Here is a 25,541-nt window from a genome sequence, read left to right as displayed (position 1 = left end):
GAGGTCGGTGAATATGAAAATCAGGCAAGCGGACTTTCATCCATTCCCCTGTAGGAGCGAGACCGGCTTGCCGGCGATGGGCGTCAACGATAACGCGCACTTCCTGAATCAACGCGTTGTCTGAACGTTTTTCGCGAGCAGGCTCGCTCCTATAGGGAATGGCCGCAGCCCAGAGGATTGATAGATCAGTCGTGACTGACCCGGGCACGCTTGAGCAACTTCTTGCAGCGTTCGGACAGGTGCAACACCCGCAGATGCTTGCCCGCCTTGGCGTAACGTTCGCGCAGGGTCTTCAGCGCCGCGATGGCCGAGTAGTCGACGAAGCTCAGGTGACGACAATCAATCGTCACCACGGACGGGTCATTGGCAGGATCGAACTGGTTGAGAAACGGTGTAGTCGAGGCAAAAAACAGCGTGCCATGCAGCAGGTAAAGCTTGCTGCCGTCGGTTTCGAGGTGACTGTCGGCATACAGCTCGCGGGCCTGCTGCCAGGCAAAGTTGAGCGCCGCAATGATGATCCCGCAGAGCACGGCGGTGGCCAGGTCGGTGAACACCGTGATGACCGTTACGGCGACGATCACCAGCACGTCGTTCAGCGGCACCTTGTTGACCACCCGCAGCGAAGCCCATGCAAACGTCTGTTGCGACACCACGAACATCACGCCGACCAATGCGGCCAGCGGAATGCGTTCGATCAGCGGCGACAAGAACAAAATGAACAGCAGAATCAGCACGCCGGCCACCACACCGGAAAGCCGACCTCGGCCACCGGAGCTGAGGTTGATCACGGTCTGGCCGATCATCGCGCAGCCGCCCATGCCGCCAAACACACCGGAGACCATGTTGGCCGCGCCCAGCGCCACACACTCACGATCCGGGAAGCCACGGCTCTCGGTGATTTCGTCGGTGAGGTTCAGGGTCAGCAGGGTTTCCAGCAGGCCGACCAGCGCCATCAATATCGCGTAGGGGGCGATGATGCGCAGGGTGTCCAGCGTCCACGGAATGTCTGGCAAGGCCAGCGTCGGCAAGCCACCGGCGATGTGCGCCATGTCGCCCAGTGTGCGAGTCGGCAAACCGAGCAGATACACCGCCAGCCCGACGCCCAGAATAGCCACCAGCGCGGGCGGCACGGCACGGGTCAGTCGCGGCAGCAGATAGACGATCGCCATCGTCAGCGCCACCAATCCGCTCATCACATAAAGCGGTGAGCCGCTGAGCCAGTTGTCACCACTCTTGAAGTGTTCCAGTTGCGCCAGCGCGATGATGATCGCCAGGCCGTTGACGAAGCCGAGCATCACCGGATGCGGCACCATCCGCACCAGTTTGCCGAGCTTCAGCAACCCGAACGCCAGCATGATCAACCCGCCCAGCAACACCGTCGCGAGCAAGTACTGCACACCGTGCTGCACCACCAGAGCGACGATCACCACGGCCATCGAACCGGCTGCGCCCGACACCATGCCCGGCCGACCACCGAACAGCGCGGTCAGGGTGCAAATGATGAACGCGCCGTACAGGCCCATCAGCGGATTGAGGTGAGCCACCAGCGCGAAGGCGATGCATTCTGGCAACAAGGCGAAAGAGGTGGTGAGCCCGGCCAGGACATCGGCGCGCAGACGGTTTGCTTTCATGGGGAGGACTGGACACAACTGGGGAAGAGGGGGCGGATGGTACGGAATTGAGGGCGGCCCGGCCAGTTGTGGTGGTGCTGAAGACGCCTTCGCGGGCAAGCCTCGCTCCTACAGGGGTTATGTCGCTCACCCATTTTGTGAACGACACAACCCTTGTAGGAGCGAGGCTTGCCCGCGAAGAACGATGACGCGGTCTAAAGCGAACTCACACCATCTCGTTAAGAATCCACTCAACCACCGAAGTCCGCTTCGGCACCCAACCCAGCAACTCCCGCGCATGCTTGCCGCGCACCCGGCTGTTGGAACCCAAACCGTAGTTGGCCATTTCATAACCCCACTCGGCTTCGGCCTCTTTCAGCGGCCAGTCTTGCGGCTCAGCGAGATTCAACGCCTGGGCAATCGCCGTGGTCATGTCGACGAACGACGCTTCACCGCTCTCAACGAAATAGAACGTGCCCGGCACGTTTTTGGTCAGCGCCAGCAGGTACAGAGACACCACGTCTTCGATGTGCACGTTGGACCAGATGTTCCGGCCGGTGCCGACATGCCGAACCACGCCACTTTTGCGTGCCTGTTTCAGCAGGCGCGGCAACTGCACGCTGTCGCGATTGACGCCCAGGCTGTGGCCGTAGATCAGCGTGTTACAGATGACCGCCGAGTTCACCCCGTCGTTCGCCGCATCGAGGATCAGGTTGTCGATGGCCACGCGGGCCGCCTTGTCGACAGTAGGCTCCGGCAGCGTGTCTTCGTAATAAATGGCGTCGCCGAACTGGCCGCCCGACGCATCGCCGACGATGCTCGAACCGCTGGTGTGCAGGAACACCTTGTTGGAACCGCGCAAGGCATTGACCAAGGCTTCCACCGCGCCGCGATGGTCGCTGCTGGCGGCGTTGATCACGGCGTCGGCAGCGCGGGCCTGTTCGGCCAATAGTGCGCTGTCGTCAAGAGTGCCGATCACCGCAGTGATGCCCAACGCGCTCAGTTCATTGGCTTGTTCGCTGCTGCGCACCAGGCCGGTGACCTTGTGGCCAGCGCGAACCAGGCCCGTAGCGATGGAGCCGCCGATGAAACCTGCGGCGCCGGTAACGAATACGTTCATGGAGAAACTCCCTGCGTGAATAAGTGATGCAACGAGTATCAAGCAGTCATCACGACTGAAAAATCCCCGTTGACCCAATTCACTCTTGCGCAGGAGTCATGAATCAACCTTCAAAATCCGCATTCGCGTACACCGCCAATTTGCCCTGGATAAAGTCCAGGAAGCACTGAATCCGCAGGGCCAGCTGCGAGTTGCGGTAATAGACCGCGTTGATCGGCTGGCGATAACCGCTGTTGAAATCCGCCAGCAGCACTTTCAGGCGCCCGGCACGGATGTCTTCGATGGTCATGAAATGCGACAGGCTGGCAATGCCCTGACCTTCCAGCGCCAGGTGCCTGATCGTCTCGCCGCTGGACGCGCTGATGGACGCCTGAATCGGCCAGCGGTCACCATGCACATAACGGAGCGGCCATTGGTTGAGGCCTTCATTGTGGGTGAAGCCCAACAGCGCGTGCCCGCTCAGGTCCTCGACCACCAACGGTGTGCCGTGTTGCTCAAGGTAAGCCGGGCTGGCGACGATGTGCAGCGGGCTGCAACCCAACGAGCGGGCGTGCAGGGTCGAGTCGGCCAGCGTGCCGATGCGGATGGCAATGTCGGTGCTTTGTTCGAGCAGGTCGATGATCAGGTCGTTGCTGTTGAGTTCGAGCTGGATGTCCGGGTAGAGCCGGCGGAACTCGTCGATGTACGGCACGATAGCGTGCAGCATGAACGGCGAGGCGGCGTTGATCCGCAGACGCCCGGACGGGGTTTGCTGACGTGAACTGAGGCGCTCTTCAAGCTCCTCCATCTGATCGAGTATCAGTTTGGCGTGCTCGAAGAAATACTTGCCCTCCTCCGTCAGGTCCATGCGCCGCGTGGTGCGGTTGATCAGCGTGGTATCTAGCTTGGCCTCCAGCCGCGACAACGTGCGGCTGACCGCCGAAGGCGTCTGCCCGACCTGTTCGGCCGCAGCGGAAATCGATCCGCACTCAATCACGCAGACGAAAATCTGCAACTCATCGGATCTGGCTTTCACCTGTGTTCCTTATCGAGAATTCAGCGCCGATCGCTTTTTGTAGGAGCCGGCTTGCTGGCGATAGCGATCTTGAGGGCGCCATCGTCGGAACGCCGCCCGCAGCAAGCCGGCTCCTACAGGTTCGGATTCCAGATGACGATAGTAGCCGAACCTTACGCCTTCAGGCCGAACACCTTGGTCAGGTGCTGCTCATAACGCGCCACATCACCTTCGATGTTCGGGCGTTTCATCACATCAACCGCCAGGAACGTCGGCAAACCGGTCATGCCGAGGAATTCGTTGGCCTTGTGGAACGGGAAGTACACCGCGTCCACGCCCTTGCCTTCGAAGAAGTCGGTCGGGTCGTCGAAGGCTTGCTGCGGCGCGTTCCAGGTCAGCGACAACATGTATTGCTTGCCCTGCACCAAACCACCGCTGCCGTACTTTTGCGAAGCATCGGAACGGGTGCGGCCGTCACTGGCGTAGAGGCTGCCGTAGCCTTCGGTGAAGACTTCGTCGATGTACTTTTTCACAGTCCACGGCGCGCCCATCCACCAGCCCGGCATTTGATAAATGATCACGTCGGCCCAGAGGAATTTGGCAACTTCTTCAGCGACGTCATAGCCCTCGTCGATGAAGGTGGTTTTCATGTCAACGCCGCCGCGATCCAGCACGCTCAACGCGGCTTCATGCAGGGTGGTGTTGTAGCGGCCATCAGAGTGCGCAAACTTTTTGCCGCCATTGAGCAACAGTACTTTTTTCATGAGGAATCTCGGAAGGGTCAGAAAGTGGATGGCGGCAGGTTAGCCATCGGCCTCGCGCGGAATAAGTCCTGAATTCGCAAAATTCATTTGACCTATACGCACGAATCAACGGGCGATTGTTGCCATAAAATGGCGCCGATTCTGACTTTGAGGAGACTCCTGATGAGTGAAATACAAGGCTTCATCCTGCACGCCAAAACCCGCCCGGAAAAATCCGACGCCTTCGAAGCGTTCTTCCGCGGTTATGTGGAAGCGAGTCGTGCCGAGCCGGGCTGCATCGAGTACCACATGCTGCGCGACAAACAGGACCCGACGCTGTTTATCTTCTTCGAGATCTGGCAATCCCAGGCGCACCTCGACGTGCACTCGAACCTGCCGCACATGAAGCAGTTCCTCGAACAGCGCGACGAATTCCTGGAACAGGATTTCGATATCCGTGCCATCGAGATGCTCAGCCCGTCGTCCGCTACCCGCTGATCAGCAAGTGGCCGCCGAGCACACCGAGGCCGATGAAGAACACGCGTTTGAACAGCACGGCGCTGATCCGCTGGCGCAGCCATTGCCCGAGCAACATGCCGAGCACCGCCGGGATCAGCGCCAGCAATGACGCGCTCAATTCGCCACCGCCCAGCGCCCCGCGCCACAACAGGCCGGCAGCGAGGGCGAGGGTCGATACGGTGAACGACAGGCCCAGCGCCTGCACCAGCTCATCCTTGTTCAAACCCAGTGCTTGCAGATACGGCACCGCCGGAATCACGAAGACGCCGGTGGCGGAAGTGATGACGCCGGTCAGCACGCCGCACAGTGGACCGAGCCAGCGCTCGGTCTGACGGCTGACGCGCAAAGTCGGCAGGAACAAACCGCTCAACGCATAGAGCAGCAATGCCGCGCCCAACCCCCGCACCACCCAATGACCACCCGCCATGCCAATCCAGACCGTCCCGGCACCGGTGCCGATGAAGATTGCCAGCAGCATCGGCCACAGCCGCCTGACCAGCCCGTGCAAATGCCCGCCGAATGCCAGTTGCCAGACGTTAGTCAGGGTCGCCGGAATGATCAGCAGCGCGGCAGCCTGCGACGGTGCCATAGCCAGACCGAGCAGCCCCATGGCGATGGTTGGCAGGCCGAGGCCGATCACGCCTTTGATCATGCCGGCCAGGAGGAAGGTGGCGATGACCAGTAGAGAAAGGGCCAGGCCAAGATTTTGGTAGAACGTGGCGAGTGTATTCATGGGCTGATCCTGCGCCTGGATTGGCCGTGTGAAAATTCGCCATATACTGAGGGTGCCTCTTGTTTTGATAGAGGCTGACGATTTCGTTGTTGCTGCTGACGCCTTCGCGGGCAAGCCTCGCTCCTACAGTTAATGCGGTATTTGCACTGTTGTGACCCTGTAGGAGCGAGGCTTGCCCGCGAAGGCGGCTGCCCAGTCAACACACCTCCCGAGGCTGTACCCATGCACTTCGACCTCACCGACCTGCGCCTTTACCTGAATATCCTCGACACCGGCAACATCACCGCCGGCGCCGCGCGCAGCCATTTATCCCTGGCGGCGGCGAGCGCGCGAATCCGCGCGATGGAGGCCTCGCTCGGCATCGACTTTCTGGAACGCGGTCGTCGCGGCGTCACCCCCACGTCCGCCGGAAAAGCCCTGGCGCAACACGCCCGACTACTACTGCAACACGCCGACCGCATGCAGCAGGACCTGGCCGAATACGCCAAAGGCGTCAAAGGTCAGGTGCGTTTGTTATGCAACACCACGGCAATCACCGAGTACCTGCCGGAAGTGCTGGCGGACTTCCTCTGCCGCCATCCCAACCTCGACATTGATCTGCAGGAATTGCCAAGCCTGCGCATCGTCCATGCACTGCATCAGGGTGCGGCGGACCTTGGCATCGTCTCCGACGCCGTCGACACCCACGCCCTCGAAACCCAGCCCTTTCGCAACGATCCGCTGGTGCTGATCATGCCACTCGGGCATCCATTGGCTGACGGCGCAACACCGAGCTTCAGCGAGACGCTGCATCACGATTACGTCGGCCTGAGCGCCAACAGCGCACTGGCGGTGTACCTCGAAGAACAGGCGCTGCACACGGGCACCCGCATGCAGATCCGCATCCGGGCGGAAGGCTTCGACGGGGTGATTCGCATGGTCGCTCGCGGCGCGGGGCTGGCGATCGTGCCGCTGGCGGCGATCGAGCGCCGGGCCGTCGATCAACCGTTCAAATACGTTGCCCTGCAGGAAGCCTGGGCGCAGCGCAAACTGCTGCTGTGCGCCCGCTCGTTTGCTGGCCTGCCCGGTTACGCCAGAGCCTTGCTCGACGCGTTGTGCGCTGCAAACCGGGCCGGGAGCCTTTGAAAACCAGTGTTTGGCCCAACAGGCACCTGTATGACGAAGGCTGCGAAGAGTAATATCTGCCCTTTCAAATCAAGCCTGGCCACAACAACCAAAAGGGAACCAGATGGCGGATGAAATCTTGCAACAGGCAACGCTCAAGCGGGGGTTGAAAAATCGGCACATTCAACTGATCGCATTGGGCGGCGCCATTGGTACGGGGCTGTTCCTGGGCTCCGCCGGAGTGCTCAAGTCCGCCGGACCGTCGATGATCCTCGGCTATGCGATTGCCGGTTTCATCGCGTTCCTGATCATGCGCCAACTGGGCGAAATGATTGTCGAGGAACCCGTGGCCGGCTCGTTCAGCCACTTCGCTCACAACTACTGGGGCGGCTTTGCCGGTTTCCTGTCCGGCTGGAACTACTGGGTCCTGTATGTGCTGGTGGGCATGGCTGAGCTGACCGCCGTCGGCAAGTACGTGCAGTTCTGGTGGCCGGAAGTGCCGACCTGGGTCAGCGCGGCGGTGTTCTTTGTGCTGGTCAACCTGATCAATACGCTGAACGTCAAAGTGTTCGGCGAGATGGAGTTCTGGTTCGCGATCATCAAGGTCGTGGCCATCATCGGCATGATCCTCCTGGGCTGCTACATGCTGTTCAGCGGCACCGGCGGCCCGCAAGCATCGGTGAGCAACCTGTGGAGCCACGGCGGTTTCTTCCCCAATGGCACCAACGGTTTGCTGATGGCGATGGCGTTCATCATGTTCTCCTTCGGCGGCCTGGAACTGGTCGGCATCACCGCCGCTGAAGCCAGCGAACCGCGCAAGGTCATTCCCAAGGCCATCAACCAGGTGGTTTATCGGGTGCTGATCTTCTACGTCGGCGCACTCACCGTGTTGCTGTCGCTTTACCCATGGGACCAACTGCTGCAGACACTGGGCGCCTCGGGCGATGCCTACAGCGGCAGTCCGTTCGTGCAGATTTTCGCCCTGATCGGCAGCGACACCGCCGCGCAGATCCTCAACTTCGTGGTGCTTACCGCCGCGCTCTCGGTCTACAACAGCGGCGTGTACTGCAACAGCCGCATGCTCTACGGCCTGGCCGAGCAAGGCGACGCCCCCAAAGTGCTGATGAAGTTGAACAAGCAGGGCGTTCCATTGCTGGCACTGGGCGTTTCGGCGTTGATCACGATGCTGGCGGTGCTGGTCAACTACGTCGCGCCGCACGAAGCGCTTGAGTTGTTGTTTGCCCTGGTGGTCGCGTCCTTGATGATCAACTGGGCGCTGATCAGCCTCACGCATTTGAAGTTCCGCAAGGCCATGGTCCAGCGCGGCATCGTGCCAGGCTTCAAGGCGTTCTGGTCGCCGTACACCAACTACCTGTGCCTGGCGTTCATGGCCGTGATCATCTGCGTTATCTGGATGATCCCGCCGGTGCGCGCCTCGGTGTACGCCATGCCGGTGTGGGTGTTGCTCATCTACGGTTGCTATCGGTTGCGCATGGCCAGGCACCGAAAGCTGTCAGTGACTCAGTAATCGCGTAAAAAAAACGCCCCGGCATTCGATGAATGCCGGGGCGTTTTTTATGGCGAGCGCAGTGAATCCAGCGTTTCTGGATACCTCGATGTCGAGCACAGACAACTGACGCCACACCAAGCCCGATAGGGTGCGACTTCAGTTCTCCATCACGCTCGGAGTCATCATGTCCGCACCGATTACCGTTCTTCGCGACACCCACCCGCTGCCAGTACTCGACGCCTGCAAATGGGAAAAACTCGAAGGCGATCCGCACACCGTCAACCTCAACGCCTACACCAGCGAAGACGGCAGCAAGATCATGGGCACCTGGATCTGCACGCCGGGCAAGTGGTATGTGGAATACGTGAAGTGGGAATACTGCGATTTCCGCGAGGGTTACTGCATCATCACCCCGGAAGGAAAGGAGCCGATCCATCTGCGTGCCGGTGATATTTTCGTCATCGAGCCGGGGATGAAAGGCACGTGGGAAGTGGTTGAAACCGTGCGCAAGTATTTCGTGTTTGCCTGATGCAAAAAAACCGGGAGATCACCCGACGTGATTTCCCGGTAAATGTCGATGCGCACACACCTGTAGGAGCCGGCTTGCTGGCGAAAAACTCGAGAGCAACGCGGGGGGTCAGATTCCCCGCGTTATCGTTAACGACCATCGCGAGCCGGCTCGCTCCCACAGGTTGAAGCAGGTCGTTATTGCGGTTTGCGATAGCTGTTGATGATCGCCGAGAAGTCTTTACCCCCTTCCCCACGCTGGCTCATCGCCTGATACAACTGCTGGGCCACCGCGCCGAGCACCACCGGTTGGTGCGCCTGACGTGCCGCTTCCGTGGCAAGTCCCAGATCCTTGAGCATCAGCTCGGCACCAAAACCACCGGTATAACCTCGCGACGCAGGTGCCGTTTCAACGATGCCCGGCCACGGGTTGTACATCTCCGAACTCCAGCAACGTCCCGTGGAACTGTTGATGATCCCGGCCAGCACGCCAGTGTCGATCCCCAGTGCATCACCGAGTGCCATGGCTTCGCTGACGCCAACCATGGAGATCGCCAGCAGCAGGTTGTTGCAGATCTTGGCGATTTGCCCGGTGCCGACCTCGCCACAATGGACAATGTTGCGACCCATCTGCGCCAGCACCGGTTGCAGGGTGGCGAACAGTTCAGGCGTGGCGCCGACCATGAAGGTCAGGGTCCCGGCTGCTGCACCGCCAGTGCCACCCGACACCGGCGCATCGGCCATGGCCACGCCTTGCTTGGCCGCGGCCGCCGCCACATCTCGCGCCGTTTGCGGATCGATGGTGCTGCAATCCACGGCCGGCACGCCTTTGGCGATCCCCGCCAGCACGCCGTCTTCACCCAGCCACACGCTGCGCACATGCACAGCGGCGGGCAGCATGGTGATCACCAGTTCTGCGCCTTGAGCCGCTTCACGAGCCGTCGCGCTGATGCTGCCGCCCAGTTGCTCCAGTTCGGCCAGAACGGTTTTGTTCAAATCAACCAGTCGCAGCGCATGGCCGGCCTTGATCAGGTTGCGCGCCATCGGCGCGCCCATGTTGCCGAGACCGATAAAAGCGATTTTCATGTCCGGCTCCTTAACGCAAGTTGATGGTGGTGTTCACACCGTCGTTGACGCTGTCGTCATCGAACCAGCGACTGGTGACGGTCTTGGTCTGAGTGTAGAACTGCACCACTTGCTTGCCATACGGGCCGAGGTCACCGAGCTTGGAACCGCGCGAACCGGTGAAGCTGAAGAACGGGACCGGCACCGGAATCGGAATGTTGATGCCGACCTGACCCACGTCGATTTCGTTCTGGAATTTGCGCGCCGCCGCACCGCTTTGGGTGAACAGGCCCGTGCCGTTGCCGAACGGGTTGGCGTTGACCAGGGCGATGGCCTCGTCGAGCGTATTCACTTCCAGCACCACCAGTACCGGGCCGAAGATTTCCTGGGTGTAGATCTGCATCTCGGGGGTCACGCCAGAGAACAGGGTCGGACCGACAAAGTTGCCCTTCTCGTAGCCGGGAACCGTGATGTCACGACCATCCAGCTCAAGCTTGGCGCCTTCCTTGATGCCGCTTTCGATCAGATCCAGAATCCGCGCTTTGGCACGCTTGGAGATCACCGGACCAACGTCCGTGCCCGGCTCGCTGCCAGCGTTGACCTTGAGCTTCTGCGCCAGCGCTTTCAGGTCCGGCAGCCATTGCTTGGCCGCGCCGACCAACACCACCACCGACGTTGCCATGCAACGCTGACCGGCCGCACCGAAACCGGCACCGACCAGCGCATTCAGCGCTTGTTCGCGGTTGGCATCCGGCAGCACCACGGCGTGGTTTTTAGCGCCCATCATCGATTGCACGCGCTTGCCGTGCTTACCGGCCAGGTCATAAACGTGAGTACCGACGGCAGTCGAACCGACGAAGGAAACCGCCTTGATGTCTTTGTGGGTGCAGAGCGCGTCCACCACGTCCTTGCCGCCGTGAACCACGTTGAGCACGCCCGCCGGAACGCCTGCTTCAATCGCCAGCTCCACCAGCAGCATGGTCGACATCGGGTCCTGTTCGGACGGCTTGAGCACGAAGGTGTTGCCGCAGGCGATGGCCATCGGGAACATCCACAGCGGAATCATCGCCGGGAAGTTGAACGGGGTGATACCGGCGCAAACACCGATTGGCTGACGCAAGGTGTAGGTATCGACGCCGCCTGCGACGTTCTCGGCGAACTCGCCCATTTGCAGGCTGCCGATGGAGCACGCGTGTTCGACGACTTCCAGGCCTCGGAAAATATCGCCTTCAGCGTCGGCAATGGTCTTGCCCTGTTCGTTGCTGAGCACCACGGCGATACGCTTGGAGTGTTCGCGAATCAACGCCTGGAGCTTGAGCATGATGCGCATGCGGGCGCCGATCGGCGTCAGCTTCCAGGTCTGGAAGGCGCGATGGGCGGCGCTGATCGCGGCGTCGACTTCCGAGGCGGTGGCAAACGGAACCTTGGCCAGTACTTGCTGAGTCGCCGGGTTGACGATGTCGTGCCACTCAGTGGTCTGGGACTCGACCCACTCGCCGTCGATCAACAGTTTGACGTTCTGGACAGTGGTTTCGTTGGGCGTGAGCGATGCGTTCATGCTGGTCTCCTGGACTTGTTGTTATGCAGGGAGCCAAGGCGGATAAGTCGCCTTGAGATGAGGCGTGTGTCGCGAATTGGTTGTCGGACTGTTTTTGGAGTATAGATGTGCAAACTTCTAATAAGAACGCACATAAAAGCCGGTCCATCATGCAAAAAAACATCACGTCTTTAGGTTCGCTGAACTGGGATGACCTCAAGTTTTTCCTCGAAGTGGCCCGCACCCGCAAGGCCAGCACCGCGGCCAAGCGCCTGGCGGTGGACTACACCACGGTGTCGCGGCGTATCAGCTCGCTGGAAGCGGCATTGGGTACATTGTTGTTCGAGAAGTCCCGGACCAGCGGTTTTGTCCTGACCGCTGAGGGTCAGCGTTTACTGGGTTACGCCGAGTCGATCGAGAGCACGCTGCACATGGCGTGCGAACAGGTTTCCGGTTCCGGCGTGGCGCTGTCCGGTCATGTGCGGATGGGTTGCACCGAAGGTTTCGGCAGCTTTTTCATCACCCCGCAACTGAGCCATTTCGTCGACGCCTACCCGGCGATCTCGGTGGACATCCTGCCGCTGCCGCACTTCATCAGCCTGTCCAAACGCGAGGCGGACATCGTCATCGCCCTGGAACGTCCGGAGCATGGCCCGTACGTCTGCTGCAAACTCTGCGACTACCGGTTGCAGCTGTACGCGACCCAGGACTATCTGGACAAACACCCACCGATCCGGCGCCCGGCGGACTTGGGCAAGCATTCATTTATCAGTTATGTCGACGACCTGGCTTTCAGTTCGGAGCTGCTGTACCTGGCGAACGTGCTGCCCGGCGCCAGCGCCAACTTGCGCAGCACCAGCGTGATTGCGCAGTTCGTGGCAGCGCAGCAAGGGCGTTCGCTGGCGATCCTGCCGTGCTTCCTCGCGGCTCAGGATCCGCGGTTGCTGCCGGTGTTGCCGGAGGAAATCAACATCACCCGGCAGTTCTGGATGTACTGCCGCGAGGACCTGCGCAAGCTCAAGCGGATTACCCTGTTGTGGGATTACATCCGCGAAGTGACCGAGCTAAACCGCCCGTTATTACTGGGCGAAACGCGGGAGCTACGGTTTACGGACTGAGCGGCTGAGCAGATGTTCAAAGTGGGCTAGCCAATTGGCAGCCCTTGCGGGTGACTTCCAGCCGCTTGTAAACAACCCGGTTGGCCTTGTGTGACTCGATAATCATTGGCAGGGAAGTACGGGGATCGTCCAAACGCAAGCTCAGAAGAAAATCGACACTACATTCCCACCATTTGCTCTCAAGCAACTGCGCCACAACCTCTGGCGGGTGCCGATACTTGATGACCTTCGCCGGAATCCCGGCGACTACTGCATAGGGCGGCACATCGTGGGCAACCAGTGCGCGGGTGGCGATGATGGCACCCGTGCCCACCGTGACACCTTCCATGATCATGGCGCCATGTCCGATCCAGACGTCGTCGCCGATCGTTACATCAACGATCTCTGGTTCGAAGGACAGTTTTGTACGGGTAAATTGGAAGGGGTGCGAACTGACCCAATCGGACGGGTGGGTATTTTTGTCTTGCCCGATGTAGCAGTCATTTCCAATCGAACAAAACCGTCCTATCGATGACACCGCGGACAGCACGCAACCACTTCGAATGTACGTGTGGGCACCAATGCTCAACCGTTTGGTGCCGACAACCACATGGCCGAGCGAAACATTCTCTTCCACCAGCAACGTGGTTTTGGCGTTAAGCGATGACACCCCGCCAGCGATCTTGCATTTATGCTGGCGAAGCCATTTTTTCCAGAAGTGGTTGCGGCAGTAATTTATTATTTTTTCCATGTGGCAGTCGTCGTGTTCCGTTCATCTACGGGGGTATGAATTCCCCCCAAAAAAAATAGTTAAAAAGGGAGGCAGCCGATCAATCGGCGCTCACCACAATCGACACCCGACGGTTTTCGGTTCGACCGGCCGCGTTGTCGTTGGAGGCTACCGGTTCACTGCTGCCAAAGCCCCTTAGCTGGATATTCTGCTCTTTCATGCCAACCGCGATCAGAACCTTGCCGACGCTGTTCGAGCGGCGCAGGGACAGCTGTTCGTTGTAGGTCTCTTTGCCCGACGCATCGGTGTGACCATCAACCCGCACCCGATCGATCCCGACACCCAGCAACGCCTTGCCAATGCGCTCGACGATCTCGGTGCTCTGCGGATTCAAGCTTTCGACATCACTGCCAAACAACACTTTGCCGGACAAGCCAAACGCCCAGCCCTCGTCGGTCAACTCGAAACCTTGCTGTTGCAGCACTGCAACCTGTGCCGGACTCAAACCTTTTTGTGGTGCCGTCTGGCAACCGGTCAGTGCCAGCAAAACCATGAACAAGGGGATCGCAAGAAATCGCAGATTGAATGAGAACACGGACATTAGCTCCTGGTTTGAACATCGGCGACAGGGTGCTCCGACCCTGACGTGTGCTGCGCACCTCTGGAAAAGCGTTTGGCCTGGTACATGGCCGCATCGGCAGCATTGAGCAGAGCACCCGGTGTAGCACCATGATCCGGGTACACGGCAATGCCGATGCTCAGGGAAGTCAAAACCTGAGTATGACCCGGCAACGGGATCGGCACTTCCATGCTGGCAATGATTTTATCGGCGATCCGCTCGGCGTCTTCGGTCTTGTGCAGCGGTGTCAGCAGGACAGCAAACTCGTCCCCCCCAAGACGCGCCACCAGATCCTCTTCGCGCAGTTGCGCGCGAACCCGATTGGCGACTGCGACCAACACTGCATCGCCAGCGGCGTGACCGAAGGTGTCGTTGATTTCCTTGAACCGGTCACTGTCGAGAAACAGCACCGCTACCCGCTCGTTGAGCTTGTTGGCGTTGCGCAGCGCACGAATCAATCGTCCTTCGAAAAACGCCCGGTTCGGCAACCCGGTGAGGCTGTCATGACTGGCCTGGTGGGCGAGGGTTTCATTCTCGCTTTGCAGGTGGGTTTGCCAGGATTCGAGTTCATCGAGCAGGGCATTGAAGTCATTGCCCAGGTTATCGAGTTCGGCGATGTCGGCAGGCGGTACACGCTGGTCGAAGGCACGTTCGCTGCGCGCGGCGTGCGCCACGAACGCCAGACTGCGCAGCGGCCCTGTGATCCCGCGCAGTTGTCGGCGAGCCAGATAAAGCGCTACCCAGGCACTGGCGGCGGTGCACAGAACGATGCCCACCAGACCGCTGAGCAAGAAGCGCATCAGGCTGCCGCCGTGGCCGATCAGCAGAGTGCTGCCGATTTCCTGACCTTGATGGATGATCGGCATGCTGATGGGCTCTTCCAGAAAGGCTTTGGCCATCTGCATTTCGAGATCAGAGAACAATCCGGTTTCCGGCCGCTGCCAACGCGCCAACAACTTGCCTTGCAAGTCCAGCACTTGGGCATCCGCCACTTCTTCGGTGGAGGCGATCAGCGCCAGCGCTTCAGTGGCGGCGGCTTTGTCATTGAACACCACGGCAGCTTCCACGGTGTAGTTGATGGAGCGCGCAATCAAATGCAGGTTGTGGTCGGCATAGACCCGCAACGCCAGGACGCCGAGCAGCGTCAGCGAGATGCTGGCCATGGCCACGCCGACCAGCGCGACGATCAAATGACCGCGGCCAATGACCGAACGCAAGGTCGGACGACTGCCCGGCTTGAATAGACTCATGGCGCCGCCGGTTTGCGGCGGGACAGTTGCAGCACACTTGGGTGAATTCGCACGCCGCTGCGGGCGACGGAATCGAGGTTGACCTCAAAGGACACTTGTTCATCGCCGACACGCAAACAGAACAGACTGCCGACGGTGCATTGATCGTCGCTTTCGCTGATGCTCAACACCGGATGCCCGCTCAGCGAAGCGAACAACCGGCTGCGCTCTTCGCTGGTCAATTTGCCGATGTACACCGCGTCGCACTCACTGACAATGGATGGGTTGTCGGCCAGCAGGCGGCGCACGGTAACGGGTCGGCCGGTGGCCTGGGTGGTGCCCTTGACCAGGTCGTCGGTGTATTCGGTAGGGCCGACGATGCACAAACGAAGTTGTGCGGGCTCGACTGGCCAGCGGGCATAGCTGAGTATCCCAAGTACAACCTGCGTGACCGATTTGGCGCGCTGGTCGGCCATGCCTGGTGGGGTTTGCGTTTGAGCGAAAACGAAGCCGCTCAGCAAACAGAGAAAGCCTGCAAGTACGGCCTGCTTGCAGCCAGCAACGCACTCTGTCATCCAGACAGCCACCTTCATGCAGGGATTCTCTTCGGTCGTAACGGGAGGGTGCCGCAACGATAGCACAGCGCTGAAACACCAGCGAGGCCACGTACGACGGCACTTCGGACAGTTTCCGGCGTCCGGTGCCGCCGCCATTTATTGCCTCGGCTCGACGGCCTCGTCCAACTCCAGCATCAACCCGCTCAACCGCTTGACCTTGCGTCGCACCGCCTCTTCAAACACTCCGGCACGTGGTTCGATCAATGTGAACCAGTCCTTGGCCCGGGTAATGCCGGTATAGATCAGCTCCTTGGTCAGAACCGGGTTCAGGGCGTCCGGCAAAATCAGCGCCGTATGGGCAAACTCGGAGCCCTGGGATTTGTGCACGGTCATGGCGTACACGGTTTCGACATCATTGAGCCGACTCGGCAGGACAAAACGCACGCCACCCTGGCCATCATTGCGCGGGAAGGCCACGCGCAATACCTGACGACCCGCCTCGGGGCCATCGCGCTCTGGCAGCTTGAGGGCAATGCCGATGTCGCCGTTCATCAAACCCAAGCCATAGTCGTTACGGGTCATCAGCACCGGCCGGCCTTCGTACCACTGCTGATTGCTGTCGATCAATCGGGCCTTGAGCAACGCATCGGTCACGCGCTGATTCAAACCTTCCACACCCCATGGCCCTTTACGAACGGCACACAACAACTGGAAGGCGTCGAAGGCTTGCAGCACCTGGCGCGCCCAATCGGTCCAGCGTGAATCCTCAAGCGAGCTGTCGGGCGGTGGCCGCAGGTGGCGCAGCAGGCTGAGGTAATGCCGGTAGCCTTGCGGCCCATCACCATGACCTTCGAGCAACAAGCGTTCCAGCGTCCGGTCCTGTTCACCCTTGAGGGGCAGGGAAAATACATCGCCGTGGCTTCGAGCCGCCAGCAGCTGCCGAGCTTCTTCGGGTTGTTGCCGGTTGACCCAGCGCGCCAGTTGGCCAATGCCGCTTCCCTCGCCGAACCGGCGCGAGTGACGCAGCATTACCACTTGCTGGGCCAGTGGATGAGTCCCGTGAGTGTCTTCTTGCAAACCACTGGCTGCGAGGTTTTCACCACTGACCGTTTCCAGCCACTGACGCGTCTGCGGGCTATACCAACCGGCCTCGGCGTCGCGGCACAGATCACCCAACACAGCGCCGGCCTCCACCGAGGCCAGTTGGTCCTTGTCACCCAGCAGAATCAGTCGGGCATGGGCCGGCATCGCGTCGAGAAGATTGGCCATCATCTCCAGGTCAATCATTGAGGCTTCATCCACCACCAGCACATCCAGCGGCAAACGGTTACCGGCGTGGTGCCGGAAATGTCGCGTACCGGGCCGACTGCCGAGCAGACGGTGCACGGTGGTCACGTCTGACGGAATTTTATCTCGCACGGCTTCAGCGACTTCCAGCGTGCGGACTTGTTGGCTGATGGACTCCGTCAACCGTGCCGCAGCTTTCCCGGTGGGGGCGGCGAGCCGAATGCGCAGTGGTTTGCCAGCCTCCACCGCCGGCGCCTGAAGCAATGCCAGCAAGCGCACGACCGTGGTGGTCTTGCCCGTCCCCGGGCCGCCGGTGACGATACTGAAGGCACTGCGGGTCGCCAAGGCACACGCGAGTTTCTGCCAGTCGATCAGCTCGCCAGGCTTGGCCTGGCCGAACAAACCGACAAGACGTTGGGGCAGATCACTCGGTGTGGTTTCGTGTTCGGCCAGACGCACACGCAGGGCGTCATCGATACGCCGCTCGTAAGCCCAATAGCGGCGCAGGTAAAGGCGTTTTCCCGACAGTACCAACGGCCTTTGTTGAGCCGTTTCACGCCTGTCTGCTGCCAATGCGACCAGATTGCTGGCGGCCAGTACCTTGCACCAATGGGCGCCGTCCAGCGCCTCGAGCAATTGTGATGGCAGCAGCATCGCGCCACTTTGCAGATCGCCTTCCGGCGGCAATGACAACGCGAAGTCCGGCTCTTTCAGGGTCTCGAAAAGGTCCAGGCAGACATGGCCGTGGCCCAATTGGTGACTGGTCAATGCCGCAGCCAGCAGCACCAGAGGGTCATCGTCGGGAGCGAGTTCGTGCAAGAACGCAACGAAGGCCTTGTCCAGCGCTCGCAACCAACCCCGTTCGACCCAACGGGTGAGCAGCAGCAACAAGTCATCGGCACGACTCAACGGTGCCAGACTCGCCAGACTTTCCGCTGCCAATGGCGTCGGCAGCAAATCGGCGAAGGTGCGACTCATAGCAGTACTCCCTGTTCCCAGGCGGGTTCGGCCTTGGGTTCTGGCTTGCCCTGGAACAGCCGGTCAAGACGCTCGATCAGTTCTCTTGGCGGACGGGCGAAATACACGCCCTGACTGGATGCGCGGGTGCCACGCAGGAACAGATACAGCGCCCCACCGACGTGCCGGTCGTAATCGTAATCGGCAAGCCGCGCCTTGAGTTGGCGGTGCAGGGCCAACAGGTACAGCACGTATTGCAGGTCGTAGCGATTGTCCAGAATCGACTGCTCCATGGCTTGCTCGGTATAAGCCATGTCATCGACGCCCAGCCAATTGGATTTGTAATCGGCGACGTAATAGCGACCATCATGCTCGAACGTCAGATCGATGAAACCTTTGAACATGCCATTGAGCAACACCGGTTCGGCTGCAACACGGGCAACGCCGTTGTGGGTGTATTGGCGGACCAGTTCGTCGAGTTTGAGCACATCGACTTTATGGCTGGCGAACCAGAATTCCATCTCGACGCGGTACTGGGTCAATTGCTCGAATATCACTGGCGCCTGTCCGGCACCGATGTGCAGCGGGGACTTGAGCAGGTGCTGCAGCCAATCGCTCAGCGTGGTGATCCAGCCTTCCCAGCCACGACGGTTGCAGCGGCGGGCAATGGCATCTTCCACGGCTTGTGGTGTGGCGGCAAAACCTTCGTTACCGGCCCATTCAAGCAAACCATGGAGAAAGGTGCCGGGATTCGGACCCCGAGGGAAGCGATGGATATCTGCACCGCCAGCGACCACTTCTCGCGGCGCTTCCGGGTCAAGGCGCTCGTCGTCAAACAGCTTTTGCGCTTGCGGGTTTTCCGGTGCTTCGTCACTGCCCACGCTCAGGCTGTCGCCAATGCGCAGGGCGCTGTAGGAGGCAATCCACCAGTTTTCGCTGGCCTTGCGTTTGGGAATCAGCGGGGCAAGCAATGTCGCATCGTTTTGCGGCGGGTGGTAATGCTCGGCGGTTTCTTCAGGCATTTCACTGTAGTTCAGCGCCGGACAGTCCTGCTGCAAGTCTTCAAGCCAACGCGTCAACCCCGCCGATTCGGTCAATGGCGCACCACCGCCCAGCAAATAACCCAGTGCCGAAAGGTGCAGCACCGAGCTGTTGTTATTGCCGCGCTTGAGGTCCGTAACACCGAGCCAACAGGCATGTTGTGCACGGGTCAAGGCCACATACAACAAGCGCAGATCCTCGGCCAGGCGCTCATGATCGGCCAGCGCGATCAACTCGGGTGTCGGCTTCAACGTCACCTGGGCCTTGCCGGTCTCGTCGTGGTAATGCAGCGGCAAGCGGCTGCCGTCGACCGGCTTCGCCGAACACACGAACGGCAGGAACACCAACGGATACTCAAGCCCCTTGGACTTGTGAATCGTCACGACCTTGACCAGTTGCTCGTCGCTCTCCAGACGCAGTATCTGCTCTTCGCCAGCCTGGCCGGACAACGCCAGGTGTTCGGATAAATGCCGGATCAATGCTTGCTCGCCATCGAGTTCGGCGGCCGCCTGTTGCAGCAGTTCGGACAAGTGCAACAGGTTGGTCAGCACACGCTCGCCGTCGCTTCGCGCAATCAGTGCCTGAGGTAGCTGGAAGTCATGCAGCAAGCGACGCAGCATCGGCAGCACACCCTGTTTGCGCCAGAGTTCGCGATAACCGCGGAACTGCATGACCCGCGCTTCCCACGCCAACTCGTCCTGATTCAAGCGTTCCAGCTCAGCCAGCGACAGATTCAGCGTGATACAGGCCAACGCCGCTCGCAGCGGACGCTCGACATCCGGCTCGGCGCAGGCCTTGAGCCAGGTCAGCAGGTCATGAGCTTCCTGTGCGGCGAACACCGAGTCCTTGTCCGACAGATACACGCTACGCACGCCCCGGGCCGTGAGTTCGGCGCGCACGGCCTGGGCCTCTTTGCCGTCACGTACCAGGATCGCAATATCCGCTGGCAGCAAACCTTTGAAGTCCTTGCCGTCCTGGATGAAACCCGCCTGGCCTTGTTGTCCGCCATTGAGCAAAGCGGTGATTTCGCTGGCGCAAGCGGCGGCTAATTGCTGTCGGTAAACGGCGCCGGACAATGGTTGCTCGGCGGGCAGATGCCAGATGTTCAGAGCGGGTACAACCTGACCCTTAACCTGCAAAACTTCTTTGCGGCCCTGGGAGTCGACCGGCAGGAACGGCACCGGATTTTCGCCATTTTTTTCACGGAACAGAAATGCGCCCCGCCCCGCTTCCCGCGACTCGGCGCGCTCGAACACATGGTTCACCGCATCGACCATGCCATGACTGGAACGGAAGTTGGTGCCCAGGGTATGCAACCGGCCAGTGGTGGCCTGGCGGGCACGCAGATAGGTATAGATGTCAGCACCACGGAAGGCGTAGATCGCCTGCTTCGGGTCGCCGATCAGGAACAGGCCGCATTCAGGATTGTTGTCCTCGATACGATAGATGCTTTCGAAGATCTGGTACTGAACCGGGTCGGTATCCTGGAATTCGTCGATCAACGCTACCGGAAATTGCTCGCGGATCAGGGTTGCCAAACGTTCGCCGCCCTCGGCTTGCAACGCGACATCGAGGCGCAACAGCATGTCATCGAAACCCATTTCCGCGCGGCGACGTTTTTCCTCCTCGAACCGCGCGCCTACCCACTGAGCGGCGTGTTGCAGGACTGCCGCATCGGGGGTCGGCAATCTGTCGAGACTGGCCTTGAGGCCAGGCATTGCGTCCAGTCCAGGGTGATTGGGCGCTTCGCCCTTTTTCCACGCCTCAGCCATGCCATCAGGCGTCAGGCGAGTGAAGCCGGTGCCAATATCCAACTGCTCAAGCGATTCATCTTCGGCCCAGGCTTTTATCTTTTCGAACCAGGGTTCGAAATAGCGTGCCTGCATCTTCCGACCGTCGACGCTTTTACTCGCGACGCCCTCATGACAGATGGCAAGCAACTCGTCCGCCCATTGACGCCAAGGCATTTTGAGTTCGAGCAATGCGGCTCGTCGCTCTTGCAGACACTCAGTGATCAGCTCGACAGGCTCTTTGCCTTCAGTGCTGTGGCGCTCACTGGCGAACAAACCACGAACTCGCGGCAACAGGGCTGCGGGCCCGCCCCAATTACCGCGCACCCAATTCAGCGCATCGCCTTGCATCGGGTAACAAAACAATCGCCAGTAATCGCGCAGAACCTCGCCGAGCAAATCACTGTGATCGGTTTCCAGGGTCTGGGTAAACAGGCTGCCACTGTCGAACGCGTGCTCGCGCAACATGCGCTGACACCAACTGTGGATGGTCGAGACAGCCGCTTCGTCCATCCACTGAGCAGCGATGTCCAGACGGTTTGCGCATCCGGGCCACTGCTCGGGAAGGTACTGTTCACGCAGCTCTGCAATCAGGGCATCCGGCGCCGGTGTTTCATCGCGGAAAAAACGTGCCGCTTCGGCAAGACGCGTTCGAATGCGTTCGCGCAGCTCTTTGGTCGCGGCGTCGGTGAACGTCACTACGAGGATTTGCGGCGGTAACAGTTCACGTCCAAATCCGCTCGATTCCCCGCCGTGGCCCAAGACCAGACGCAGGTACAACGCGGAAATAGTGAAGGTCTTGCCGGTCCCGGCACTGGCCTCGATCAGTTGACTGCCGCGCAGCGGGAACGCCAGGGCCAACGGTGTCTGGCTGGTCATGAGCGCGGCTCCTCGCTGGTCAATGAGCGCCAAGGGGCTTCCAGCATTGGCTTGTACAAGGCGTTGCACCAATCGGCGAAGGTCTCGTCGGCAATCAGTGCGTCATAGTCGCTGAACTGCCGGGCAAGCGCGGGACTTTCGCGGCGCTCGCCATCAGTGGTCAAACCGTCGCCTTCATAGGCCTTGCGAGCAGCGGCGTCGGCTTTGGCAGGATCAGTCTGGGCCAGCCAGGCAAACGCCGTTTTTACTGCAATGGGTAGAGGTTGGCGCATGCCTGCTTGCCAGGCCATCAGCAGGTCGCTCAAGGTCCGGAATGCAACATACTTCTCCATCGGACCGAGCAGCAGGCTGTCGTCACTTGCCACCAGCGCAGTGGTCATGGCCATTCCACTGGCGCTGGCAACCAGATGATTGACCCATGACCGTGTCAGACGATGCCATTTGCGAGATTTGATCGAGCCGATGCTGTTGGGAATCGTGGTGACCGACAGCAAACCACCGTCGGCTCGCTGATGCAGACCGCTGAGCCAACCTTCGAGGCGCAGCCCTTGCAGCTCAAGACTCACAGGTAAAGCGCTGGTGAGCGGTGTCGGCCATAGGGCCAAAAGCTGTTGATAACGCTGCAGCAGATCCGGCAATGGCTCGATCAATTCCCGTTGCAGGCATTCGCCAAAGCCGGCCATGGGCAGCAGGCCGCTGTTTTGCAGACGCTTGGCCTGCGCCTCCAAAGCCTGATCGGGTTGATCCAGATGCTCCAGCGCGGCGTCGAGCAAACTGTCGCTGAGGCTGTAGCGTTGCAGCGCGTCGAGGACAAATGGCTCCTCATCGGCAAGCGGCACTTCAGCCGCTTCAAAGAACACCTTCAGCCGCTGACTGAAGAAGTGTCGCACCGGGTTGCGCAGAAAGTCCTGCAGTTGGCCAAGGCTTAGCGGCTCTTCCTGAACATAGGGGGCGAGGATGCCGTTATCGGCTGCCGACTCAACAGCATGATGAAGCACCTGCCATTCGCTGGCGTAGCTGAACAAGTCATCGCCTTCGTGGAAATAGCGGGCACTGAACGGCTGTAACGGGTGCTCCTGAGTCATTGCCTCAAGCAAGTCTTCATCGGCATTTTGCAGTCGCCATCCGCTGGCCAGATGGTCGCGCAGTTGGCCAATCAGCACAGAAGCCGGGCGCTCGCTGTTATCGCGAATGCTGCGGCCAACCCAACTGATGTAGAGCTGGTTACGCGCTGACAATAGCGCTTCCAACAACAGATAGCGGTCATCTTCGCGCCGGGAGCGATCACCCGGACGGTAATCGCTGCCCATCAGGTCGAAGTCCAGTGGCGGTTGCGCACGCGGATAATCGCCATCATTCATCCCAAGCAGGCAGACCAGCTTGAACGGGATCGCGCGCATGGGCATCAGGGTGCAGAAGTTAACTGCACCGGCGAGAAAACGTTGGGACAAGCGCCCCTGATCGAGACCGGCGAGCCAGGCTTCACGAACTACGGTCAACGGCAACTCGTCATGCAGACCGACAGACTCACAGGTCTCAAGCCAGGTTTCACGCAACTCTTCGAGCTGGGCAAGCAAGTAGTCGTCGTGCTCATTACTGGCCTGGAAAAACAACTGCACCAACGCTTGCAGGCGCATCCCCCATTGCAGGGGCGGCGCAGGTCGGGTGAGTTCCTGGTGAGCAATTTCAAGCGCATCCAGGAGCGCTACTAATGGACCTATCAGCGCTGCGTCCAGACCACCAATCTCATCGTAGGGCTCGATACCTTGGCAGGCACCGGCGCTGCCGACTGCATACCCAAGCAACATCCGCCGCAAGCCGAATCGCCAACTGTTTTGCTCCAGTTCCTGCGGCAATCCAAGCCCCGCTCGTTGCTCGGCGCTCATGCCCCAGCGGATGCCCGCGCCTTCGATCCAGCGATGCAGGGTCGGCAGGTCACGTTCCTCTACACCGAAGCGAGCGCGCAACGCTGGAACGTCCAGCAGATCAAGGATCTCACTGACGGGGAAGCGACTGTCGGGCAGTTTGAGCAGGTGTTCGACAGCAATCAGCAACGGGTCACGACCGCGCTGGCCTTGATCTGCGAGCGTGAATGGAATGAAGCGTGGGTCATGGCGCTCAAGCTGGCCGAACACAGCGCGAATATGCGGTGCATAACTGTCGATGTCCGGAACCATCACGATAATGTCGCGCGGTCTTAACCCAGGATCAGCACTGAAGCGTGCGAGCAACTGATCGTGGAGTATCTCTACTTCGCGCTGAGCACTGTGGGCAATGTGAAAACGGATCGATTGATCCGCGTCTGTATCGACTGCCGGCCAGCGTTCGCGCGTTTCATTCAGAGGACGCAATTCGAGGATGTCGTCCTGCAGCTGGTTCAACAGATTCTGTGGCTGGCTGTCACTGAACAGATCAATGCGCCCATCACGAAACGCCGAGCGATAGCTGTTGGGATCGTCGTAGCTGTCGAGCAGATTAATGTAGTCCCGCCCTTGTTTACCCCACGCTGCCAACAGCGGATGTGCATGCTGATGCAGGGTTTGCGAATCCAGCACGACCGGCATGCCACTCTTACGAGCCTGACGTTTGTATTGATGCCGTAACAGGTCTTTATCAGCGACGATGTCCGCCCAATGGTGACGACATGGGTTGTGCACGCAAAGCAGAACCTGGCTGAAACGGGCCAGACCGGCGAGTGCTTCCAGAGCCTGAGCGGGAAGCGAAGAAATCCCGAAAACGATCACTCGGGATGGTAATCCGTCGGGGGCGACATCGAGGTTGTTAATGCGCTCGATAAATCGTTGATGGACGCCAGCACGACTTTGCGCCATGCCTTGCTCCCCCACATCCAGCAACAACGCACGCCACAATTCCGCCTGCCAGCAGTTGGCCGGGGTCAGGGGTTTCGCTTCACCCCGACCGTTGCGTAATTGATGACGACCTTCAGCCCAGTCTTCAAGCCAGTCGGCTCGGTACACCTGATATTGGTCGAACAGGTCTGCCAGCCGCTCAGCCAGTTGATAGCGTTTGCGCAGATCGGTGTCATTGGTCAGAAAGCGTTGCAGAGGTTCGAAGTGGGGCTGACCGATCAACTGCGGAAGCAGTCGCATGAGTCGCCAGGTCAGCGGGGCCTTATCGAGCAAAGACTTGGCAGGAATTTCATCTCGTCCAAGCACCATGCGATAGAGCTGCCACATGAAGCTGCCCGGTAATTGCACGTCGATGGCTGCGGCGATTCCGCAGCCGCCCATATCGTCCTCTTCCGGGTCTTCTGCCAGTGCCAGCTTTAGCCACTGGGCGATGCCGTTGCTCTGCACCAGAGCGATTTCATTTTCCAAGGGAGCCAGCGGGTATCGCCGCATCCAGCTGACCACCAGGCTGCGCAGCTCGTCCAGGCGGTTACCGTGAACCACCATAAAACCAGCACTGAGGGACATCGCGTCCGGCATAAAGGCTTCCTTGGAAAAATACAAAAGCTAGGGCCGAACCTTAGCATTGTCGGGAGACTGTGACAGCCGGGAGCTGTCCGGTAATGCTGTACGAACTTTCCTGCGGGCAAAACAAAACCCCAACTGCTTTCGCAATTGGGGTTTCGGAATTTAATCTTGACGATGACCTACTCTCACATGGGGAAACCCCACACTACCATCGGCGATGCATCGTTTCACTGCTGAGTTCGGGATGGGATCAGGTGGTTCCAATGCTCTATGGTCGTCAAGAAATTCTTGAGCTGACGCGTCTTGCGACGTTCCAGCGAATTGGGTATGCGATAGTTTGTGTGTTGCTTCTCGAACTTTCGGTTCATTGCGTCTTCACACACCGCAATCTGATGCTCTTTCGAGTAGTCAAATTGCTTGGGTGTTATATGGTCAAGCCTCACGGGCAATTAGTATTGGTTAGCTCAACGCCTCAC

19 protein-coding genes and 1 rRNA gene are annotated in these 25,541 nt (G+C 59.8%); 5 read left to right on the top strand and 15 right to left on the bottom strand.

Features of this window, described 5'->3' with window-relative positions; all coding sequences use genetic code 11:
- Nucleotides 1-185 precede the first annotated feature (185 nt).
- From KGA82_RS12745 to KGA82_RS12730, 4 genes are all read right to left on the bottom strand, one after another.
- Entirely contained in the window at nt 186-1,631 is a 1,446-nt protein-coding gene (locus KGA82_RS12745) for a SulP family inorganic anion transporter (RefSeq protein WP_008040823.1), read from the bottom strand.
- Between the two features lie 205 nt (nt 1,632-1,836).
- Nucleotides 1,837-2,730 carry an NAD-dependent epimerase/dehydratase family protein gene (locus tag KGA82_RS12740; RefSeq protein ID WP_223450580.1) on the bottom strand — a complete coding sequence of 298 codons (894 nt, stop codon included), beginning with the start codon at nt 2,728-2,730 and terminating at the stop codon, nt 1,837-1,839.
- A gap of 103 nt (nt 2,731-2,833) precedes the next feature.
- Nucleotides 2,834-3,745, bottom strand: coding sequence for a LysR family transcriptional regulator (locus KGA82_RS12735; RefSeq protein ID WP_008024659.1), 912 nt, complete (start codon nt 3,743-3,745; stop codon nt 2,834-2,836).
- A gap of 152 nt (nt 3,746-3,897) precedes the next feature.
- Nucleotides 3,898-4,488: an NAD(P)H-dependent oxidoreductase gene (locus tag KGA82_RS12730; protein WP_223450579.1), complete on the bottom strand. Its 591-nt coding sequence runs from the start codon at nt 4,486-4,488 to the stop codon at nt 3,898-3,900.
- Between the two features lie 162 nt (nt 4,489-4,650).
- On the opposite strand from KGA82_RS12730, the gene KGA82_RS12725 reads away from it, so the two are divergent.
- Nucleotides 4,651-4,965 (top strand): putative quinol monooxygenase, encoded by a 315-nt coding sequence (locus KGA82_RS12725; protein WP_008024657.1) that lies wholly within the window; start codon nt 4,651-4,653, stop codon nt 4,963-4,965.
- Here the strand turns inward: KGA82_RS12725 and KGA82_RS12720 are convergent.
- Entirely contained in the window at nt 4,955-5,719 is a 765-nt protein-coding gene (locus KGA82_RS12720; RefSeq protein ID WP_223435501.1) for a sulfite exporter TauE/SafE family protein, read from the bottom strand. The genes KGA82_RS12725 and KGA82_RS12720 overlap by 11 nt on opposite strands.
- A gap of 222 nt (nt 5,720-5,941) precedes the next feature.
- Between KGA82_RS12720 and KGA82_RS12715 the strand changes: the two genes are divergently transcribed.
- The 3 genes from KGA82_RS12715 to KGA82_RS12705 all read left to right on the top strand — a co-directional run bounded on the left by KGA82_RS12715 (nt 5,942) and on the right by KGA82_RS12705 (nt 8,862).
- Nucleotides 5,942-6,844 (top strand): LysR substrate-binding domain-containing protein, encoded by a 903-nt coding sequence (locus KGA82_RS12715; protein ID WP_223450577.1) that lies wholly within the window; start codon nt 5,942-5,944, stop codon nt 6,842-6,844.
- 103 nt (nt 6,845-6,947) lie between these two features.
- Complete coding sequence (locus tag KGA82_RS12710; protein WP_008024654.1) at nt 6,948-8,351, top strand: amino acid permease; 1,404 nt, start codon at nt 6,948-6,950, stop codon at nt 8,349-8,351.
- 166 nt (nt 8,352-8,517) lie between these two features.
- Entirely contained in the window at nt 8,518-8,862 is a 345-nt protein-coding gene (locus tag KGA82_RS12705) for a cupin domain-containing protein (RefSeq protein WP_008024653.1), read from the top strand.
- Between the two features lie 176 nt (nt 8,863-9,038).
- Here KGA82_RS12705 and mmsB read toward each other — a convergent pair whose 3' ends face one another.
- The gene (gene mmsB, locus KGA82_RS12695; RefSeq protein ID WP_008040816.1) at nt 9,039-9,926 is read right to left on the bottom strand and encodes a 3-hydroxyisobutyrate dehydrogenase; all 888 of its coding nucleotides are present in this window, start codon (nt 9,924-9,926) and stop codon (nt 9,039-9,041) included.
- Between the two features lie 10 nt (nt 9,927-9,936).
- Nucleotides 9,937-11,463, bottom strand: a complete 1,527-nt coding sequence (locus KGA82_RS12690) for a CoA-acylating methylmalonate-semialdehyde dehydrogenase (RefSeq protein ID WP_008024085.1) — start codon at nt 11,461-11,463, stop codon at nt 9,937-9,939.
- Between the two features lie 149 nt (nt 11,464-11,612).
- On the opposite strand from KGA82_RS12690, the gene KGA82_RS12685 reads away from it, so the two are divergent.
- Complete coding sequence (locus KGA82_RS12685; RefSeq protein ID WP_008024087.1) at nt 11,613-12,560, top strand: LysR family transcriptional regulator; 948 nt, start codon at nt 11,613-11,615, stop codon at nt 12,558-12,560.
- Nucleotides 12,561-12,576: 16 nt separating this feature from the next.
- On the opposite strand, the gene KGA82_RS12680 is transcribed toward KGA82_RS12685, so the two are convergent.
- The 8 genes from KGA82_RS12680 to rrf form a co-directional block, all read right to left on the bottom strand.
- Nucleotides 12,577-13,290, bottom strand: coding sequence for a CatB-related O-acetyltransferase (locus tag KGA82_RS12680; RefSeq protein WP_207285315.1), 714 nt, complete (start codon nt 13,288-13,290; stop codon nt 12,577-12,579).
- Between the two features lie 79 nt (nt 13,291-13,369).
- A complete protein-coding gene (locus KGA82_RS12675) occupies nt 13,370-13,870 on the bottom strand; it encodes an OmpA family protein (protein WP_223450575.1) in 501 nt (166 codons plus the stop codon).
- Nucleotides 13,870-15,138 (bottom strand): diguanylate cyclase domain-containing protein, encoded by a 1,269-nt coding sequence (locus KGA82_RS12670; protein ID WP_223450573.1) that lies wholly within the window; start codon nt 15,136-15,138, stop codon nt 13,870-13,872. The genes KGA82_RS12675 and KGA82_RS12670 overlap by 1 nt, the downstream gene beginning before the upstream one ends.
- Nucleotides 15,135-15,710 carry a YfiR family protein gene (locus KGA82_RS12665; RefSeq protein ID WP_192417458.1) on the bottom strand — a complete coding sequence of 192 codons (576 nt, stop codon included), beginning with the start codon at nt 15,708-15,710 and terminating at the stop codon, nt 15,135-15,137. Before KGA82_RS12665 ends, KGA82_RS12670 begins: the two co-directional genes overlap by 4 nt.
- A 120-nt stretch (nt 15,711-15,830) precedes the next feature.
- A complete protein-coding gene (gene recD, locus KGA82_RS12660) occupies nt 15,831-17,939 on the bottom strand; it encodes an exodeoxyribonuclease V subunit alpha (RefSeq protein ID WP_223450569.1) in 2,109 nt (702 codons plus the stop codon).
- Nucleotides 17,936-21,628 (bottom strand): exodeoxyribonuclease V subunit beta, encoded by a 3,693-nt coding sequence (gene recB, locus KGA82_RS12655; RefSeq protein WP_223450568.1) that lies wholly within the window; start codon nt 21,626-21,628, stop codon nt 17,936-17,938. Before recB ends, recD begins: the two co-directional genes overlap by 4 nt.
- Nucleotides 21,625-25,077, bottom strand: coding sequence for an exodeoxyribonuclease V subunit gamma (gene recC / locus KGA82_RS12650; RefSeq protein ID WP_223450567.1), 3,453 nt, complete (start codon nt 25,075-25,077; stop codon nt 21,625-21,627). The genes recB and recC overlap by 4 nt, the downstream gene beginning before the upstream one ends.
- Nucleotides 25,078-25,231: 154 nt before the next feature.
- A 5S ribosomal RNA gene (gene rrf, locus KGA82_RS12645) occupies nt 25,232-25,347 on the bottom strand.
- Nucleotides 25,348-25,541 lie beyond the last annotated feature (194 nt).

The sequence above is a fragment of the Pseudomonas sp. BF-RE-22 genome (assembly GCF_019956155.1).
GTDB classification, from domain to species: Bacteria; Pseudomonadota; Gammaproteobacteria; order Pseudomonadales; family Pseudomonadaceae; genus Aquipseudomonas; species Aquipseudomonas migulae.
Note: the sequence above shows the minus strand (reverse complement) of the source record. Positions and strands in the feature narration are given on the sequence as shown.